Here is a 17,474-nt window from a genome sequence, read left to right on the forward strand (position 1 = left end):
ATACAGAAAGCTGCGACATAGTAGCCTGCATACCAGGCGACATTTAGCCTGCGGCTAATTAAGGGATATCTCATGCGTACAGAATATTGCGGGCAGCTGCGTCAGTCCCACGTCGGACAGCAGGTCACCCTGTGTGGTTGGGTCAACCGTCGTCGTGATCTTGGTAGCCTTATCTTCATCGATATGCGCGACCGTGAAGGTATCGTTCAGGTTTTCTTTGACCCGGATCGCGCAGATGCGCTGAAGCTGGCCTCTGAACTGCGTAATGAGTTCTGCATTCAGGTCACCGGCACCGTGCGTGCGCGTGACGAGAAAAACGTTAACGCAGACATGGCGACGGGCGCTATCGAAGTGCTGGCCTCCGATCTGGTGATCATCAACCGTGCTGAAGCGCTGCCGCTGGACTCCAACCACGTCAACACTGAAGAAGCACGTCTGAAATACCGCTACCTGGATCTGCGTCGCCCGGAAATGGCTCAGCGCCTGAAAACCCGTGCGAAAATCACCAGCCTGGTGCGTCGCTTTATGGATGACCACGGTTTCCTCGACATCGAAACCCCGATGCTGACCAAAGCCACGCCGGAAGGCGCGCGCGATTACCTGGTCCCATCCCGCGTTCATAAAGGCAAATTCTACGCGCTGCCGCAGTCTCCACAGCTGTTCAAACAGCTGCTGATGATGTCGGGCTTCGACCGCTACTATCAGATTGTAAAATGCTTCCGCGACGAAGATCTGCGTGCTGACCGTCAGCCAGAATTTACCCAGATCGATGTGGAAACCTCCTTCATGACCGCCGAACAGGTGCGTGAAGTGATGGAAGCGCTGGTGCGCGGCCTGTGGAACGACATTAAAGGCGTTGAGCTGGGAGACTTCCCAATCATGACCTTCGCCGAAGCCGAGCGCCGTTACGGCTCTGACAAACCGGACCTGCGTAACCCGATGGAACTGGTGGACGTAGCAGACCTGGTGAAAGCCGTTGAGTTTGCAGTATTCGCCGGCCCGGCTAACGATCCGAAAGGTCGTGTCGCGGCGCTGCGTGTTCCGGGCGGTGCTGCCCTGAGCCGTAAGCAGATTGACGACTACGGCAACTTTATTAAGATCTACGGCGCGAAAGGTCTGGCCTATATTAAAGTGACCGAGCGTGCGAAAGGTCTGGAAGGGATCACCAGCCCGGTGGCGAAATTCCTGAATGCTGACATCGTGGAAGCGATCCTTGAGCGCACCGGCGCGCAGGACGGCGACATGATCTTCTTCGGCGCAGACAACAAGAAAGTCGTTGCGGATGCAATGGGCGCGCTGCGTCTGAAGCTCGGCAAAGACCTGAACCTGACCGACGAAAACAAATGGGCACCGCTGTGGGTTATCGACTTCCCAATGTTTGAAGACGACGGTGAAGGCGGCCTGACGGCGATGCACCACCCGTTCACCTCGCCAAAAGACATGACGGCGGCAGAGCTGAAAGCAGCACCGGAAGAGGCTGTGGCAAACGCCTACGATATGGTTATCAACGGCTACGAAGTGGGCGGCGGTTCCGTGCGTATTCACAGCGGTGAAATGCAGCAGACCGTGTTCGGCATCCTGGGCATTAACGAGCAGGAGCAGCGTGAGAAGTTTGGCTTCCTGCTGGACGCGCTGAAATACGGTACGCCGCCGCACGCGGGTCTGGCCTTCGGTCTTGACCGTCTGACCATGCTGCTGACCGGTACCGATAATATTCGTGATGTGATTGCCTTCCCGAAAACCACTGCCGCAGCGTGTCTGATGACCGAAGCGCCAAGCTTTGCCAACCCGGCCTCTCTGGCCGAGCTGGGCATTGAAGTGGTGAAGAAGGAAGAGAAAAACTGATATGGCATATAAGCTTCCCGTTTCGGTTCTGGTGGTCATTTATGCAGAAGACACGAAGCGGGTGCTGATGTTGCAGCGGCGCGACGATCCTGATTTCTGGCAGTCGGTTACCGGCAGCCTGGAAGAGGGGGAGACCGCGCCGCAGGCCGCCGCGCGTGAAGTAAAGGAAGAGGTCACCATTGACGTTGCCCGCGAGCAACTGACCCTGAAGGACTGTCAGCGCACGGTGGAGTTCGAAATTTTTAGCCATTTACGTCATCGCTATGCGCCGGGTATTGAGCGCAATACGGAATACTGGTTCTGTCTTGCGCTCCCTCACGAACGGGAGATCGTGTTCACTGAACACCTGACCTACCGCTGGGTGAACGCGGCGGATGCCGCCGCGCTGACCAAGTCGTGGAGCAACCGGCAGGCGATTGAAGAATTTGTAATTAACGCGGCCTGAGAAGGCGCGATTTTTGGAGAACTTTTTATGGCAGGTCATAGTAAGTGGGCCAACACCAAACACCGCAAAGCGGCACAGGATGCCAAGCGCGGTAAAATCTTTACCAAAATCATTCGCGAGCTGGTGACAGCGGCGCGTCTGGGCGGCGGCGACCCGGCTTCTAACCCGCGTCTGCGCGCGGCGGTGGATAAAGCCCTGTCTAACAACATGACGCGTGACACCCTGAACCGTGCAATCGCACGTGGCGTGGGCGGTGACGAAGACGCGAACATGGAAACCATCATTTATGAAGGTTACGGCCCAGGCGGTACAGCGGTAATGGTTGAGTGTCTGTCTGACAACCGTAACCGTACCGTTGCAGAAGTGCGCCACGCGTTCACCAAAACCGGTGGCAACCTGGGCACTGACGGTTCCGTAGCTTACCTGTTCAGCAAAAAAGGCGTCATCTCTTTCGAGAAAGGCGACGAAGATGCGATCATGGAAGCGGCGCTGGAAGCGGGTGCGGAAGACGTGGTGACCTACGATGATGGCGCTATCGACGTTTACACCGCGTGGGAAGAGATGGGTGCCGTGCGTGATGCGCTGGAAGCGGCGGGCCTGAAAGCGGACAACGCTGAAGTCTCCATGATCCCGTCCACCAAAGCGGATATGGATGCAGAAACCGCACCGAAACTGCTGCGTCTGATCGACATGCTCGAAGACTGCGACGACGTGCAGGAAGTGTACCACAACGGTGAAATCTCTGATGAGGTTGCAGCGACTCTCTGATGAGAGCCTGTAAACCGTTTACGGGAGACGCGTGATGTCGATTATCCTCGGGATTGACCCCGGCTCACGCGTCACCGGCTATGGCGTTATCCGTCAGGTTGGACGCCAGCTAACTTACCTCGGTAGTGGATGCATTCGCACCAAAGTTGACGATCTGCCGTCGCGCCTGAAGCTGATTTATGCGGGCGTGTCGGAAATCATCACCCAGTTTCAGCCGGACTATTTCGCCATCGAGCAGGTCTTTATGGCGAAAAACGCCGATTCAGCGCTAAAGCTCGGTCAGGCGCGCGGCGTTGCCATCGTCGCTGCCGTGAACCAGGATTTGCCAGTATTCGAATACGCGGCACGTCAGGTCAAGCAGACGGTGGTAGGCATTGGTAGCGCGGAGAAAAGCCAGGTGCAGCACATGGTGCGTACCTTGCTGAAGCTTCCCGCGAACCCGCAGGCCGACGCCGCCGATGCGCTGGCGATTGCGATTACCCACTGTCACGTCAGCCAGAACGCGATGCAAATGAGCGAGTCGCGGCTCAATCTGGCGCGAGGCAGGTTACGATAATGAGAAATCAGGCTGGATAAACATCCAGCCTTTTTTTATTATGTCGGCAGTTAATTTCTTCCAGAACGCAGGAGCGTCACGTGATAGGCAGACTCAGAGGCATCATCATTGAAAAACAACCCCCGTTAGTGCTGCTGGAAGTGGGTGGCGTGGGCTATGAAGTCCATATGCCAATGACCTGCTTCTACGAGCTGCCGGACGCGGGCAAAGAGGCGATTGTCTTTACTCAGTTTGTGGTGCGTGAAGATGCTCAGCTGCTGTACGGCTTCAACAACAAGCAGGAACGCACCCTGTTCCGCGAGTTGATTAAAACCAACGGCGTGGGGCCGAAGCTGGCGCTGGCGATTTTGTCCGGCATGTCCGCTCCGCAGTTTGTAAATGCCGTTGAGCGCGAAGATCCTGCGGCGCTGATTAAGCTTCCGGGCATCGGCAAGAAAACCGCTGAACGTCTGATCGTCGAAATGAAAGACCGCTTTAAAGGTCTGCATGGCGATCTGTTCACGCCGGCTGCCGATTTGGTTCTGACCTCGCCAGGCACCCCGGCGACCGATGATGACGCCGAGCAGGAAGCGGTTGCCGCGCTGGTGGCGCTGGGCTATAAACCTCAGGAGGCCAGCCGTATGGTGAGCAAAATTGCCAAACCGGACGCCAGCAGTGAAACCCTGATTCGTGAAGCGCTGCGCGCTGCATTGTGAGGTAAAGGATGATTGAAGCAGACCGCCTGGTATCGGCAGGCACCCTTCAGGCAGAGGACGTGGTGGATCGTGCTATCCGCCCAAAACTGCTTGATGAGTATATCGGCCAGCCGCAGGTTCGTTCCCAGATGGAGATTTTCATCCAGGCGGCAAAGCTGCGCGGCGATGCGCTCGATCACCTGCTGATTTTTGGCCCGCCGGGGTTAGGTAAAACCACGCTGGCGAATATCGTCGCCAATGAAATGGGCGTCAACCTGCGTACCACCTCCGGTCCGGTACTGGAGAAAGCGGGCGATCTGGCGGCGATGCTGACCAACCTTGAACCGCACGACGTGCTGTTTATCGATGAGATCCACCGCCTGTCACCGGTGGTGGAGGAAGTGCTCTATCCGGCGATGGAAGATTACCAGCTGGATATCATGATTGGTGAAGGCCCGGCCGCGCGCTCCATCAAAATCGATCTGCCGCCGTTTACCCTGATTGGCGCTACCACCCGCGCCGGGTCGTTGACCTCTCCGCTGCGCGACCGTTTCGGCATCGTACAGCGCCTTGAGTTTTACCAGGTGGCGGACCTCCAGCATATTGTTGGCCGTAGCGCCCGCTATATGGGGCTGGAGATGAGCGAAGAGGGCGCGTTTGAAGTGGCGAAGCGTTCCCGCGGTACGCCGCGTATCGCAAACCGCCTGCTGCGCCGCGTGCGTGACTTTGCCGAAGTGAAGCACGATGGTTCGATTTCCGCCGAGATCGCCGCGCAGGCGCTGGATATGCTGAACGTCGATGCCGAAGGCTTTGACTACATGGACCGTAAGCTGCTGCTGGCGGTGCTGGATAAGTTCTTTGGCGGACCGGTCGGGCTGGATAACCTGGCGGCGGCTATTGGCGAAGAGCGTGAGACTATCGAGGACGTGCTGGAACCGTATCTGATCCAGCAGGGCTTCCTGCAGCGCACCCCGCGTGGACGTATGGCAACGGTGCGGGCGTGGAACCATTTCGGCATTACGCCACCGGCAATGCCGTAATGCATTGTTCCCTCTCCCTGTGGGAGAGGGCCAGGGTGAGGGTATCAGCGCCCTCGATGTTAATTTGCGGTCTTCTTCATCATACTGAAAATAAACAGCACCGCCGCGCTCAATACCACGGACGGCCCCGCAGGCGTGTCATAAAACGCCGAGAAGGTTAACCCGCCCGTTACGGCAATCATCCCGATAATCACGGCCACGCCGGCCATCTGCTCCGGCGTGCGGGCAAACCGACGCGCCGTGGCGGCAGGGATGATCAGCAGCGATGTAATAATCAGCGCGCCGACAAACTTCATTGCGACACCAATCGTTAACGCCGTCACCAGCATCAGCAGCAGCTTGACGCGCTGCAGCTTCACGCCGTCGACGAAGGCTAAATCCGGGCTGACGGTCATTGCCAGTAAATTCCGCCACTGCCACAGCAGAATACCCAGTACCACCACCACGCCAATGGCGATAGCGATGAGATCGTCAGGCGTCACGGCCAGCAGATCGCCAAACAGGTAGGCCATCAGGTCCACGCGGATATTTGACATCAGGCTAACAACGACCAGACCCAGCGACAGGGCGCTGTGCGCCATGATGCCAAGCAGCGTATCAATCGCGAGGTGAGGGCGCTTCTCCAGCCAGACCAGACCGGCCGCCAGCAGCAGCGTGACCACAATCACCGCATAAAAGGGATTTACGTCCAGCAGCAGACCGAAGGCCACGCCCAGAAGAGAAGCGTGCGCGAGGGTATCGCCAAAGTAGGACATTCTGCGCCACACCACAAACGAGCCGAGTGGGCCCGCGGCGCAGGCAAGCATAACCCCGGCCAGCCAGCCGGGCAGTAAAAGTTCAATCATGAGTGTCCATTTCCCCGACGCAGAACGATTCGTCCCTGCAAATCATGGCGGTGATTATGATGATGGCGATAGATACCCAGCTGTTCAGCACCACGAGGGCCAAACATGGAGATAAATTCCGGGTGCATTGAGACCACTTCAGGCGTACCGGAACAGCAAATGTGATGGTTAAGACACAGCACTTCGTCAGTTTTCGCCATCACCAGATGCAGGTCATGGGAGACCATCAGCACGGCGCAGTTCAGTTCGCGGCGCAGTTGGTCGATCAAATCATAAAGCGCGACCTGACCATTGACGTCAACGCCCTGGGTGGGCTCATCCAGCACCAGCAACTGCGGGCTGCTCAGCAGCGCACGGGCCAGCAAAACGCGCTGCGTCTCACCGCCGGACAGCTTCTGCAACGGCGCGTCGATAAGATGACCCGCCTGCACGCGTTTCAGTGCCGGGAGAATATCGGCTTTTCGCGTGCCGGGACGCAGGCGCAGAAAGCGGCTCACCGTGAGCGGCAGGGTGGCGTCCAGATGTAATTTTTGCGGCACATAGCCGATCCGCAATTTTTCCTCGCGCGTAATCACACCTTCGTCCGGTGTTACCAGACCCAGCACCACGCGTACCAGAGTGGATTTACCTGCCCCATTGGGGCCGAGCAGCGTTAAAATTTTACCGGGCTTCAAATCCAGCGACACGTCAGAGAGGACGCGGCGCTGGCCAAAGGAGACCGAAATATTGTCAAGAGAAACCAGAGTCGTCATGTCAATTTAAGCTTGAAGAAGTCAACGAATGTTATAATATCACATTCCACGCATTCACTACGATGATCAGTCGCATTATGTTACATAAAAATACGCTTCTTTTCGCAGCATTATCCACCGCCCTTTGGGGAACAACCGCACAAGATGTTAACGCTGCCGTTGTCGCTTCGCTTAAACCGCTTGGATTCATCGCGTCGGCGATTGCCGACGGGGTAACACAAACTCAGGTTCTGCTCCCGGATGGGGCTTCAGAGCATGACTATTCCCTGCGCCCGTCTGATGTAAAACGCTTACAAAACGCAGACTTAGTTGTCTGGATTGGTCCAGAGATGGAAGCGTTCATGCAGAAATCCGCCAAACAGATTGCCGGTGAAAAACAGGTCGCGATTGCCGGGCTTCCCGGCGTGAAACCGCTGCTGATGAAAGGGGCGGATGATGACGGTGACGAACATGACCATCACGCAGCAGAGGATGAAAAAGGTGATGGGGATCACCATCACGGGGAGTACAACATGCATCTCTGGCTATCCCCAGAGATAGCGCGGCTTTCAGCGGTTGCAATCCATGACAAATTAGTGGAACTTATGCCGCAAAGTCGAGCCAAGCTAGACGCCAACCTGAAGGATTTTGAGGCACAATTAGCCGCAACCGATAAGCAGGTAGGTAATGAGCTCGCACCGTTGAAAGGAAAAGGGTATTTCGTTTTTCATGACGCCTATGGCTATTACGAAAAACACTACGGCATGACCCCGCTGGGTCACTTCACCGTCAACCCTGAAATTCAACCTGGTGCGCAGCGTTTACATGAAATCAGAACACAGTTGGTTGAGCAGAAAGCGACATGCGTTTTTGCTGAGCCACAGTTCAGGCCAGCGGTCGTAGAAGCCGTGGCCAGGGGAACATCCGTGCGCATGGGAACCCTTGACCCGCTAGGTACGAATATCCAGTTGAGCAAAGCGAGCTATTCGCAGTTCCTCAGCCAACTGGCGAACCAGTATGCGAGCTGCCTGAAAGGAGATTAACGAGGAAGTGAATACGTGCAACAGATAGCCCGCTCTGTCGCCCTGGCATTTAACAATCTGCCTCGACCCCACCGCGTTATGCTGGGGTCGCTTACAGTTCTCACCTTAGCGGTCGCCGTCTGGCGGCCCTATGTTTACCACCCGAGTTCTGCCCCTATCATTAAAACCATTGAGCTTGAAAAGAGCGAGATCCGTTCTTTGCTGCCTGAAGCCAGTGAGCCAATCGACCAGGCAGCCCAGGAAGATGAAGCTATCCCGCAGGATGAGCTGGACGATAAAACCGAGAACGAAGCAGGGATCCACGAATACGTTGTCTCTACCGGTGACACGCTGAGCAGCGTGCTGAACCAGTACGGTATCGACATGGGTAATATCAGCCAGCTGGCGGCGGCGGATAAAGACCTGCGTAACCTGAAAATAGGGCAGCAGCTCTCCTGGACATTAACGGCGGATGGCGATCTCCAGCGTTTGACCTGGGAAATGTCCCGTCGCGAAACCCGCACCTACGACCGCACTGCAAACGGTTTCAAAATGACCAGTGAAATGCAGAAGGGGGACTGGGTTAACAGCGTGTTGAAAGGCACCGTGGGTGGAAGCTTTGTTTCCAGCGCCCGTGATGCGGGCCTGACCAGCGGTGAAATCAGCGCGGTAATCAAAGCCATGCAGTGGCAGATGGACTTCCGTAAGCTGAAGAAAGGCGACGAGTTTTCCGTGCTGATGTCCCGTGAAATGCTGGACGGCAAGCGCGAGCAGAGCCAACTGCTGGGCGTGCGTCTGCGCTCCGAGGGCAAAGACTACTATGCCATTCGCGCTGAAGACGGCAAGTTCTATGACCGCAGTGGTACAGGCCTTGCGAAAGGCTTCCTGCGTTTCCCGACGGCTAAACAGTTCCGTGTGTCCTCTAACTTCAACCCGCGTCGTCTGAACCCGGTTACCGGGCGCGTAGCTCCCCACCGTGGTGTAGACTTCGCGATGCCGCAGGGCACGCCGGTGCTGTCGGTTGGCGACGGCGAAGTGGTGATGGCAAAACGCAGCGGCGCAGCGGGTTATTACGTTGCTATCCGTCACGGCCGCACCTACACCACGCGCTATATGCACCTGCGTAAGCTGCTGGTCAAACCGGGGCAGAAAGTGAAACGTGGCGACCGTATCGCGCTCTCCGGTAATACCGGACGCTCTACTGGCCCGCACCTGCACTATGAAGTGTGGATCAACCAGCAAGCCGTGAACCCGCTGACGGCGAAACTGCCTCGCACCGAAGGTCTGACAGGTAAAGATCGTTCTGATTACCTGGCGCAGGCGAAAGAGGTGATACCGCAGCTGAGCTTAAACTAAGCCTTCTGTTTTGTGAAAAAAGCCGGTGTCAGTATGCGCCGGCTTTTTCTTTTGTGCGTGGACGGCTGCCTCGCTACACTATTGAATAAATTTTTGCGTCACCAGACCCTGGAACCAGCATGGAAACAAAAAAAAATAATATTGAATACATTCCCGAGTTTGAAAAATCCTTCCGACATCCGCGCAACTGGGGCGCCTGGCTGGGCGTTTATACCTTCGCAGGGGTCGCCATGCTGCCTGCCGCCCTGCGCGATCCTGTACTGGGTAAAATAGGCCGTCTGGCCGGGCGGTTAGGTAAAAGCGCGCGTCGTCGTGCGCAGATCAACCTCTATTATTGTTTTCCTGAAAAAAGCGATGCCGAACGCGAGGCGATCATCGATGCGATGTATACCACTGCCCCGCAGGCGATGGCGATGATGGCGGAGCTGGCGCTGAAAGGGCCGGAAAAAATCATCGACCGCGTTGACTGGAAAGGGCTGGACATCATCGACGAAATGCGTCGAAATGACGAGAAGGTTATTTTCCTCGTGCCACACGGCTGGGGCGTAGATATCCCGGCGATGCTGATGGCTTCCCAGGGGCAGAAAATGGCGGCGATGTTCCATAACCAGGGCAACAAAATCTACGATTTTGTCTGGAATACGGTACGTCGTCGTTTTGGCGGACGTTTGCATGCGCGTAATGATGGTATAAAGCCGTTTATCCAGTCCGTACGTCAGGGGTACTGGGGCTACTATCTGCCGGACCAGGACCATGGCCCCGAACACAGCGAGTTTGTTGACTTCTTTGCGACCTATAAAGCCACGCTCCCGGCAATTGGTCGCCTGATGAAAGTCTGTCGTGCCCGCGTGATCCCACTCTTCCCGGTTTATGACGGTAAAACGCATCGCCTGAGTATTGAAGTGCGTCCGCCGATGGATGATCTGCTCACCGCGGACGACCACACCATCGCGCGTCGCATGAATGAAGAGGTGGAACTGCTGGTGGGGCCGCATACTGAACAGTACACGTGGATCCTGAAGCTGCTGAAAACACGTAAGCCGGGTGAAACAGAGCCCTATAAACGCAAAGAACTTTATCCGAGGAAATAAAAAAACACCCCCCACCCTGTCCCTCTCCCCATAGGGGAGAGGGGATCGCACATTTACCGTTATTATTCGACCGTGAGTACGCGGGTGGTGTTGGTTGAGCCGATGGTGCTCATCACATCGCCCTGGGTCACGATGACGATATCACCGGACACCAGATAGCCTTTGTCGCGCAGCAGGTTTACGGCATCGTGCGCCGCAGCTACGCCGTCATTGGTGCTGTCGAAGTGAACCGGCGTCACGCCGCGGTACAGCGCCGTCAGGTTCAGCGTGCGCTCGTGACGGGACATCGCGAAGATTGGCAGGCCAGAACTGATACGGGAAGTCATCAGCGCGGTACGGCCGGATTCGGTCATGGTAATGATCGCCGTAACGCCTTTCAGGTGGTTGGCAGCATACATGGCGGACATCGCAATGGCTTCTTCCACGTTGTCGAACTGCACGTCCAGACGGTGTTTAGAAACGTTAATGCTTGGGATCTTTTCAGCGCCCAGGCAGACGCGCGCCATCGCGGCCACGGTTTCTGCCGGATACTGTCCTGCCGCGGTTTCCGCAGAGAGCATCACCGCATCGGTACCGTCCAGCACGGCGTTAGCCACGTCCATCACTTCCGCACGGGTTGGCATTGGGTTGGTGATCATGGATTCCATCATCTGGGTGGCGGTGATCACCGCGCGGTTCAGCTGACGCGCGCGACGGATCAGCGCCTTCTGAATACCCACCAGCTCCGGGTCGCCAATTTCGACGCCCAGATCGCCACGGGCAACCATCACCACGTCAGACGCGAGGATCACATCGTCCATCGCATCCTGATCGCACACGGCTTCCGCACGTTCAACTTTCGCGACGATTTTGGCATCGCAGCCTGCGTCACGTGCCAGACGGCGCGCATAGTTCAGATCTTCGCCGCAGCGCGGGAAGGAGACGGCAAGGTAGTCAACGCCGATCAGCGCAGCCGTTACGATGTCCGCTTTGTCTTTATCGGTCAGCGCTTCCGCAGAGAGGCCGCCGCCCAGTTTGTTAATGCCTTTATTGTTGGAGAGCGGGCCGCCGACGGTGACTTCGGTGAACACTTTCATCCCCTGAACTTCCAGCACCTTCAGCTGTACGCGACCGTCATCGAGCAGCAGGATGTCGCCAGGCACCACGTCAGCCGGCAGGCCTTTATAGTCGATCCCGACTTTCTCTTTATCGCCTTCACCTTTGCCCAGGTTGGCATCCAGCAGGAATTTGTCGCCGATATTGAGGAAAACTTTCCCCTCTTTGAAGGTCGATACGCGAATTTTAGGACCCTGCAGGTCACCAAGGATGGCAACGTGGCGGCCTAGCTTTGCTGCGATCTCACGCACTTTATCGGCACGTAATTTATGGTCTTCTGGCGTACCGTGTGAGAAGTTCATACGCACCACGTTGGCGCCAGCGGCGATAATCTTTTCGAGGTTATTATCGCGATCGGTGGCCGGGCCTAAGGTGGTGACGATCTTGGTTCTGCGAAGCCTTCTGGACATGTAATACTCCGTTGACTGAAACAACTTTGGTGTTGCGTGAACATTGAATCGGCCTTCATCTGCTGCAAGGCAGCAAAGAGGGGGCCGAATGCCGGAAATCGTTACATCTAATTATGGGTTACGTCTTCGTTATCTACTTTCAGGGAACATCGCTCTTTATAAGCAATTCTTTATCAAAACGCGATTCCTTCAGCGCTTCCTTGACTCGCTTCAAGTTATCTCTGAATTTTGCGCCCCGGCGAAGGGTAAAGCCGGTTGCCAGCACGTCGATTACCGTAAGCTGTGCCAGACGGGAAACCATCGGCATATACATGTCGGTATCCTCAGGCACGTCCAGGGTGATAGCGAGAGTCGCTTCCCGCGCCAGGGGCGTGCCCGCCGTGGTGAGGGCGATTACCATGGCATCGTTTTCACGGGCCAACTGCGCCAGCTCAACCTGGCTTTTGGTGCGGCCAGTGTGCGAAATCAGTACCACGACATCATCTTCACTGCAATTCATACAGCTCATGCGTTGCAGCACAATGTCATCGGAATAAATAACCGGCACGTTAAAGCGGAAAAATTTGTTCATGGCGTCGTGCGCTACGGCGGCTGACGAGCCAAGACCGAAGAATGCAATGCGTTTGGCCTGGGTGAGCAAATCCACCGCGCGATTCACGGAACTCATATCCAGAGACTGGCGAACGTGGTCAAGCGTGGCCATGGCTGACTCAAATATTTTTGCCGTATAGGCATCTACGCTGTCGTCTTCATCCACATTGCGATTAACATAAGGGGTGCCGTTTGCCAGACTTTGTGCCAGATGCAGTTTAAAATCAGGAAAGCCGCGCGTTTCCAGGCTGCGGCAGAAGCGGTTGACCGTCGGTTCACTGACGCCCGCTTCCTGAGCCAGAGCGGCGATGCTTGAATGAATCGCCTGAGCGGGAGAGGCCAGAATGACTTCAGCCACTTTTCGCTCGGATTTGCTAAGGTGTTCCAGTTGATACTGGATTTTTTCAAGCATGTTCATTGTTAGCAGGGCGCTCATGGGGTGGAAACGATTTCATTTATAGATGAAATCTTGATTCGATTTAGCCGATATTACCCCTGTGGCTTCCATAAAGGGTAACAGTCGACAAGATAATGTTGTTGTTTTTTTTCATTACTTGATCGATGTCGGGTTTTGCTATGACCCTGTTGCGCAAATTATCGACGGCTGTTGCGTCATCAGGCCGCCGTAATCAGCTAAAGCGCGAAAATTCGCCGTATCGCACGAGACGATAAGCGCTAATGGTTTCGGGAATGACGTAAAAGCAGTACAGTGCATTGTAATAAAATTACAACGATACCTGGCAGAAGTACCAGGTGATCCAACTGAGGAGAATGACATGGCGGTAACGCAAACAGCCCAGGCATGTGACCTGGTCATTTTCGGCGCGAAAGGCGATCTTGCACGCCGGAAATTGCTGCCTTCCCTGTATCAACTGGAGAAAGCGGGCCAAATTCATCCGGATACCCGTATCCTGGGTGTTGGGCGCGCCGACTGGGATAAGGACGCTTATACCAAAGTCGTCCGCGAGGCGCTCGAAACTTTCATGAAGGAAAAAATTGATGAAAGTTTGTGGGATACCCTGAGCGGACGTCTCGATTTCTGCAACCTGGACGTCAATGACGTCAGCGCGTTTGCCCGTCTGGGTGCCATGCTGGATCAGAAAAATCGTGTCACCATCAACTATTTCGCCATGCCGCCAAGCACCTTTGGCGCTATCTGCAAAGGTTTGGGCGAAGCCAAACTGAACGCCAAGCCGGCGCGCGTGGTGATGGAGAAGCCGCTGGGTACGTCGCTGGCAACCTCGCGTGAAATCAACGACCAGGTGGGCGAGTTCTTTGAAGAGTGCCAAGTTTACCGTATCGACCACTATCTGGGTAAAGAGACGGTACTGAACCTGCTGGCGCTGCGTTTCGCTAACTCCCTGTTTGTGAATAACTGGGACAACCGTACTATCGACCACGTGGAAATTACCGTGGCGGAAGAGGTGGGGATTGAAGGTCGCTGGGGTTACTTTGACCAGGCCGGTCAGATGCGCGACATGATCCAGAACCACCTGCTGCAAATTCTGTGCATGATTGCCATGTCTCCACCGTCTGACCTGACGGCTGACAGCATCCGCGACGCCAAAGTTAAAGTGCTGAAGTCGCTGCGCCGCATTGACCGCTCCAACGTGCGCGAGAAGACCGTTCGCGGTCAGTACACCGCCGGGTTTGCACAAGGCAAAAAAGTGCCGGGCTACCTGGAAGAAGAGGGTGCAAACAAGTCCAGCAACACCGAGACCTTTGTGGCGATCCGCGTGGATATCGACGACTGGCGCTGGGCCGGCGTGCCGTTCTACCTGCGTACCGGTAAACGTCTGCCGACAAAATGTTCCGAAGTGGTTGTCTACTTCAAAAACCCGGAACTGAACCTGTTCAAAGAGTCCTGGCAGGAGCTGCCGCAGAACAAACTGACCATTCGTCTGCAGCCGGACGAAGGGGTCGATATCCAGATCCTGAACAAAGTGCCGGGCCTGGATCACAAGCATAACCTGCAGACCACCAAGCTGGATCTGAGCTACTCCGAAACATTCAACCAGACGCACCTGGCCGATGCCTACGAGCGTCTGCTGCTGGAAACCATGCGCGGTATCCAGGCGCTGTTCGTGCGTCGCGATGAAGTGGAAGAGGCGTGGAAATGGGTCGACTCCATCACCGAAGCCTGGGCTGCCGATCAGGATGCGCCAAAACCGTATCAGGCGGGTACCTGGGGGCCGGTCGCATCGGTGGCAATGATCACCCGCGATGGACGCTCCTGGAACGAGTTTGAGTAGGATAATCCGCTAGCCCAAAAGTGTTATTTTACCGGTAACATGATCTAACACAGTTTGTGGCACAATTTTTATACTTTTAAGCTCCGTGTGGATTCACCCGCGGAGCTTTTTTTATTACACTGCCGGAAGTGATTTTGCCCCTGAGCTCCGGACAGCAAGCGTTTCAGCGTTGTTAACAATCGCCAGCGACTTTGTAAACTCCCGAGCCCGGACAGATAAATTAAAGGAGCTTTTATGAATCCTGTATTGTTACGCGTAACACAACGCATTATCGAGCGCTCGAAAGAGACCCGTTCGGCCTACCTCGCCCGCATCGAACAGGCGAAGAGCATCACCGTCCACCGTTCTCAGCTGGCCTGCGGTAACCTGGCCCACGGCTTCGCCGCCTGCCAGCCTGATGATAAAGCCTCGCTGAAAAGCATGTTGCGTAACAATATCGCTATCATTACCTCCTATAACGATATGCTTTCCGCTCACCAGCCGTATGAGGTTTATCCCAACATCATTCGTAAAGCGCTGCACAGCGTGAATGCCGTGGGGCAGGTGGCGGGCGGCGTCCCGGCCATGTGCGACGGCGTGACGCAGGGGCAGGACGGTATGGAGCTGTCCTTGCTGAGCCGTGAAGTGATTGCAATGTCTGCTGCGGTGGGTCTCTCACACAACATGTTTGATGGCGCGCTGTATCTCGGCGTATGCGACAAGATCGTCCCGGGCCTGGTGATGGCCGCGCTGTCGTTTGGTCACCTGCCTGCGATCTTCGTGCCGTCCGGCCCGATGGCCAGCGGCCTGCCGAACAAAGAAAAAGTGCGTATCCGCCAGCTGTATGCGGAAGGCAAAGCCGATCGTCAGGCGCTGCTGGAGGCGGAAGCCGCGTCCTACCATGCGCCGGGGACCTGTACGTTCTACGGTACGGCCAACACCAACCAGATGGTGGTGGAGTTTATGGGGATGCAGCTTCCGGGCTCATCCTTCATCCAGCCGGATGCGCCGCTGCGCCAGGCGCTGACCGAAGCTGCGGCTCGTCAGGTGACGCGTCTGACCGGAAACGGCAACGAATGGATGCCGATGGGCAAAATGGTCGATGAAAAAGTCATCGTCAACGGTATCGTTGCGCTGCTGGCGACCGGCGGTTCAACCAATCACACCATGCACCTTGTGGCGATGGCGCGTGCGGCGGGCATTCAGATCAACTGGGATGATTTCTCCGATATCTCCTCCGTGGTGCCGCTGATGGCGCGCCTGTACCCGAACGGCCCGGCTGACATTAACCACTTCCAGGCCGCGGGCGGCGTTCCGGTGCTGATGCGCGAGCTGCTGAAAGGCGGTCTGCTGCATGAAGATGTCAACACCGTGGCGGGCTTTGGCCTGCAGCGCTACACCCAGGAGCCATGGCTGAACAACGGCGAACTGGACTGGCGCGACGGGGCAAGCGCGTCTCTTGATCCGCAGGTGATTGCCACTATCGACAAACCGTTCTCCCATCACGGCGGTACCAAAGTGCTGAGCGGTAATCTTGGCCGCGCGGTGATGAAAACCTCTGCCGTGCCGGAAGAGAACCAGGTTATCGAGGCCCCGGCGGTAGTGTTTGAAAGCCAGCACGACGTGTTGCCTGCCTTTGACGCCGGTCTGCTGGATAAAGACTGCGTAGTAGTGGTCCGTCATCAGGGGCCAAAAGCGAACGGCATGCCAGAATTACATAAACTTATGCCACCACTTGGTGTATTATTGGACCGCCGTTTCAAAATTGCGTTAGTGACCGATGGCCGCCTGTCAGGCGCATCCGGAAAAGTGCCTTCCGCCATCCACGTGACGCCTGAAGCCTACGACGGCGGCCTGCTGGCGAAAGTGCGCGACGGTGACATGATCCGCGTGAACGGCCAGACAGGTGAGTTAACCCTGCTGGTGGACGACGCCGAACTGGCGGCACGTCAGCCTCATATTCCTGACCTGAGCGCATCGCGCGTGGGGACCGGACGCGAAATGTTCAGCGCGCTGCGTGAGAAACTCTCCGGTGCGGAGCAGGGCGCAACCTGTATTACGTTTTAAGACGACTTGATTTTAACGATCTGGCGAGAGAAAACTCTGATGAAAAACTGGAAAACAAGTGCAGAAGCAATCCTGACCACTGGCCCTGTCGTGCCGGTTATCGTGGTAAACAAGCTGGAGCACGCGGTGCCAATGGCGAAAGCGCTGGTTGCGGGTGGCGTTCGCGTTCTGGAAGTGACCCTGCGTACCGCCTGCGCGATGGATGCTATCCGCGCCATCGCTAAAGAAGTGCCGGACGCCATCATCGGTGCGGGTACCGTTCTCAATGCGCAGCAGCTGGCAGATGTGACCGAAGCGGGCGCGCAGTTCGCCATCAGCCCCGGCCTGACCGAGCCGCTGCTGAAAGCCGCGACCGAAGGCACTATTCCTCTCATCCCGGGTATCAGCACCGTTTCTGAGCTGATGCTGGGCATGGACTACGGCCTGAAAGAGTTCAAATTCTTCCCGGCAGAAGCGAACGGCGGCACCAAAGCGCTGCAGGCAATTGCGGGTCCCTTCTCACAGGTACGCTTCTGCCCAACGGGCGGTATCTCCCCGGCTAACTACCGTGACTACCTGGCACTGAAAAGCGTGCTGTGCATCGGTGGTTCATGGCTGGTTCCGGCGGATGCGCTGGAAGCGGGCGACTGGGATCGCATCACGAAACTGGCTCGTGAAGCAGTTGAAGGCGCGAAGCAGTAAGTCATTCTCAGCATGAAAAACGGGCC

At 56.3% G+C, this 17,474-nt stretch carries 16 protein-coding genes; 12 read left to right on the forward strand and 4 right to left on the reverse strand.

Annotated features, from left to right (window positions below):
* Window positions 1–72 precede the first annotated feature (72 nt).
* The 6 genes from aspS to ruvB all read left to right on the forward strand — a co-directional run bounded on the left by aspS (window position 73) and on the right by ruvB (window position 5,328).
* On the forward strand, window positions 73–1,845 hold the full coding sequence (gene aspS / locus ACWKXT_RS11195; protein WP_454532462.1) for an aspartate--tRNA ligase: 1,773 nt from the start codon (window positions 73–75) through the stop codon (window positions 1,843–1,845).
* A 1-nt stretch (window position 1,846) separates the two neighbouring features.
* On the forward strand, window positions 1,847–2,290 hold the full coding sequence (gene nudB / locus ACWKXT_RS11200; protein ID WP_080329467.1) for a dihydroneopterin triphosphate diphosphatase: 444 nt from the start codon (window positions 1,847–1,849) through the stop codon (window positions 2,288–2,290).
* A 27-nt stretch (window positions 2,291–2,317) separates the two neighbouring features.
* Window positions 2,318–3,058: a YebC/PmpR family DNA-binding transcriptional regulator gene (locus ACWKXT_RS11205; protein ID WP_003859747.1), complete on the forward strand. Its 741-nt coding sequence runs from the start codon at window positions 2,318–2,320 to the stop codon at window positions 3,056–3,058.
* 34 nt (window positions 3,059–3,092) lie between these two features.
* The gene (gene ruvC / locus ACWKXT_RS11210; protein WP_003859749.1) at window positions 3,093–3,614 is read left to right on the forward strand and encodes a crossover junction endodeoxyribonuclease RuvC; all 522 of its coding nucleotides are present in this window, start codon (window positions 3,093–3,095) and stop codon (window positions 3,612–3,614) included.
* 80 nt (window positions 3,615–3,694) lie between these two features.
* Window positions 3,695–4,309, forward strand: coding sequence for a Holliday junction branch migration protein RuvA (gene ruvA, locus ACWKXT_RS11215; RefSeq protein WP_454527775.1), 615 nt, complete (start codon window positions 3,695–3,697; stop codon window positions 4,307–4,309).
* 8 nt (window positions 4,310–4,317) lie between these two features.
* Window positions 4,318–5,328 carry a Holliday junction branch migration DNA helicase RuvB gene (gene ruvB / locus ACWKXT_RS11220; protein WP_311392206.1) on the forward strand — a complete coding sequence of 337 codons (1,011 nt, stop codon included), beginning with the start codon at window positions 4,318–4,320 and terminating at the stop codon, window positions 5,326–5,328.
* A 59-nt stretch (window positions 5,329–5,387) separates the two neighbouring features.
* Here ruvB and znuB read toward each other — a convergent pair whose 3' ends face one another.
* Complete coding sequence (znuB, locus tag ACWKXT_RS11225; RefSeq protein ID WP_454527774.1) at window positions 5,388–6,173, reverse strand: zinc ABC transporter permease subunit ZnuB; 786 nt, start codon at window positions 6,171–6,173, stop codon at window positions 5,388–5,390.
* Window positions 6,170–6,925: a zinc ABC transporter ATP-binding protein ZnuC gene (znuC, locus tag ACWKXT_RS11230; protein ID WP_014884314.1), complete on the reverse strand. Its 756-nt coding sequence runs from the start codon at window positions 6,923–6,925 to the stop codon at window positions 6,170–6,172. Before znuC ends, znuB begins: the two co-directional genes overlap by 4 nt.
* A gap of 77 nt (window positions 6,926–7,002) precedes the next feature.
* Between znuC and znuA the strand changes: the two genes are divergently transcribed.
* The 3 genes from znuA (at window position 7,003) to lpxM (ending at window position 10,373) form a co-directional block, all read left to right on the forward strand.
* A complete protein-coding gene (znuA, locus tag ACWKXT_RS11235; protein WP_454532463.1) occupies window positions 7,003–7,947 on the forward strand; it encodes a zinc ABC transporter substrate-binding protein ZnuA in 945 nt (314 codons plus the stop codon).
* Window positions 7,948–7,962: 15 nt separating this feature from the next.
* Complete coding sequence (gene mepM / locus ACWKXT_RS11240) at window positions 7,963–9,282, forward strand: murein DD-endopeptidase MepM (RefSeq protein ID WP_454527773.1); 1,320 nt, start codon at window positions 7,963–7,965, stop codon at window positions 9,280–9,282.
* A gap of 119 nt (window positions 9,283–9,401) precedes the next feature.
* The gene (gene lpxM / locus ACWKXT_RS11245) at window positions 9,402–10,373 is read left to right on the forward strand and encodes a lauroyl-Kdo(2)-lipid IV(A) myristoyltransferase (protein ID WP_454532464.1); all 972 of its coding nucleotides are present in this window, start codon (window positions 9,402–9,404) and stop codon (window positions 10,371–10,373) included.
* 62 nt (window positions 10,374–10,435) lie between these two features.
* On the opposite strand, the gene pyk is transcribed toward lpxM, so the two are convergent.
* Window positions 10,436–11,878, reverse strand: a complete 1,443-nt coding sequence (gene pyk / locus ACWKXT_RS11250) for a pyruvate kinase (protein ID WP_020883399.1) — start codon at window positions 11,876–11,878, stop codon at window positions 10,436–10,438.
* 139 nt (window positions 11,879–12,017) lie between these two features.
* Window positions 12,018–12,887, reverse strand: a complete 870-nt coding sequence (locus ACWKXT_RS11255) for a MurR/RpiR family transcriptional regulator (protein ID WP_454527771.1) — start codon at window positions 12,885–12,887, stop codon at window positions 12,018–12,020.
* Between the two features lie 358 nt (window positions 12,888–13,245).
* On the opposite strand from ACWKXT_RS11255, the gene zwf reads away from it, so the two are divergent.
* From zwf to kdgA, 3 genes are all read left to right on the forward strand, one after another.
* Window positions 13,246–14,721, forward strand: coding sequence for a glucose-6-phosphate dehydrogenase (gene zwf / locus ACWKXT_RS11260; protein ID WP_271369308.1), 1,476 nt, complete (start codon window positions 13,246–13,248; stop codon window positions 14,719–14,721).
* A 234-nt stretch (window positions 14,722–14,955) separates the two neighbouring features.
* A complete protein-coding gene (gene edd, locus ACWKXT_RS11265) occupies window positions 14,956–16,767 on the forward strand; it encodes a phosphogluconate dehydratase (RefSeq protein WP_454532465.1) in 1,812 nt (603 codons plus the stop codon).
* A 39-nt stretch (window positions 16,768–16,806) separates the two neighbouring features.
* Entirely contained in the window at window positions 16,807–17,448 is a 642-nt protein-coding gene (gene kdgA / locus ACWKXT_RS11270) for a bifunctional 4-hydroxy-2-oxoglutarate aldolase/2-dehydro-3-deoxy-phosphogluconate aldolase (protein WP_006176036.1), read from the forward strand.
* Window positions 17,449–17,474 lie beyond the last annotated feature (26 nt).

The organism is Enterobacter sp. UPMP701, from assembly GCF_053709515.1.

Coding starts and splice junctions, on each gene's coding strand:
- edd (WP_454532465.1), top strand. CDS start 14,956: ATGAATCCTGTATTGTTACGCGTAACACAACGCATTATCGAGCGCTCG.
- znuA (WP_454532463.1), top strand. CDS start 7,003: ATGTTACATAAAAATACGCTTCTTTTCGCAGCATTATCCACCGCCCTT.
- aspS (WP_454532462.1), top strand. CDS start 73: ATGCGTACAGAATATTGCGGGCAGCTGCGTCAGTCCCACGTCGGACAG.
- ACWKXT_RS11205 (WP_003859747.1), top strand. CDS start 2,318: ATGGCAGGTCATAGTAAGTGGGCCAACACCAAACACCGCAAAGCGGCA.
- lpxM (WP_454532464.1), top strand. CDS start 9,402: ATGGAAACAAAAAAAAATAATATTGAATACATTCCCGAGTTTGAAAAA.
- zwf (WP_271369308.1), top strand. CDS start 13,246: ATGGCGGTAACGCAAACAGCCCAGGCATGTGACCTGGTCATTTTCGGC.
- ruvB (WP_311392206.1), top strand. CDS start 4,318: ATGATTGAAGCAGACCGCCTGGTATCGGCAGGCACCCTTCAGGCAGAG.
- nudB (WP_080329467.1), top strand. CDS start 1,847: ATGGCATATAAGCTTCCCGTTTCGGTTCTGGTGGTCATTTATGCAGAA.
- kdgA (WP_006176036.1), top strand. CDS start 16,807: ATGAAAAACTGGAAAACAAGTGCAGAAGCAATCCTGACCACTGGCCCT.
- ACWKXT_RS11255 (WP_454527771.1), bottom strand. CDS start 12,887: ATGAACATGCTTGAAAAAATCCAGTATCAACTGGAACACCTTAGCAAA.
- pyk (WP_020883399.1), bottom strand. CDS start 11,878: ATGTCCAGAAGGCTTCGCAGAACCAAGATCGTCACCACCTTAGGCCCG.
- znuB (WP_454527774.1), bottom strand. CDS start 6,173: ATGATTGAACTTTTACTGCCCGGCTGGCTGGCCGGGGTTATGCTTGCC.
- znuC (WP_014884314.1), bottom strand. CDS start 6,925: ATGACGACTCTGGTTTCTCTTGACAATATTTCGGTCTCCTTTGGCCAG.
- ruvC (WP_003859749.1), top strand. CDS start 3,093: ATGTCGATTATCCTCGGGATTGACCCCGGCTCACGCGTCACCGGCTAT.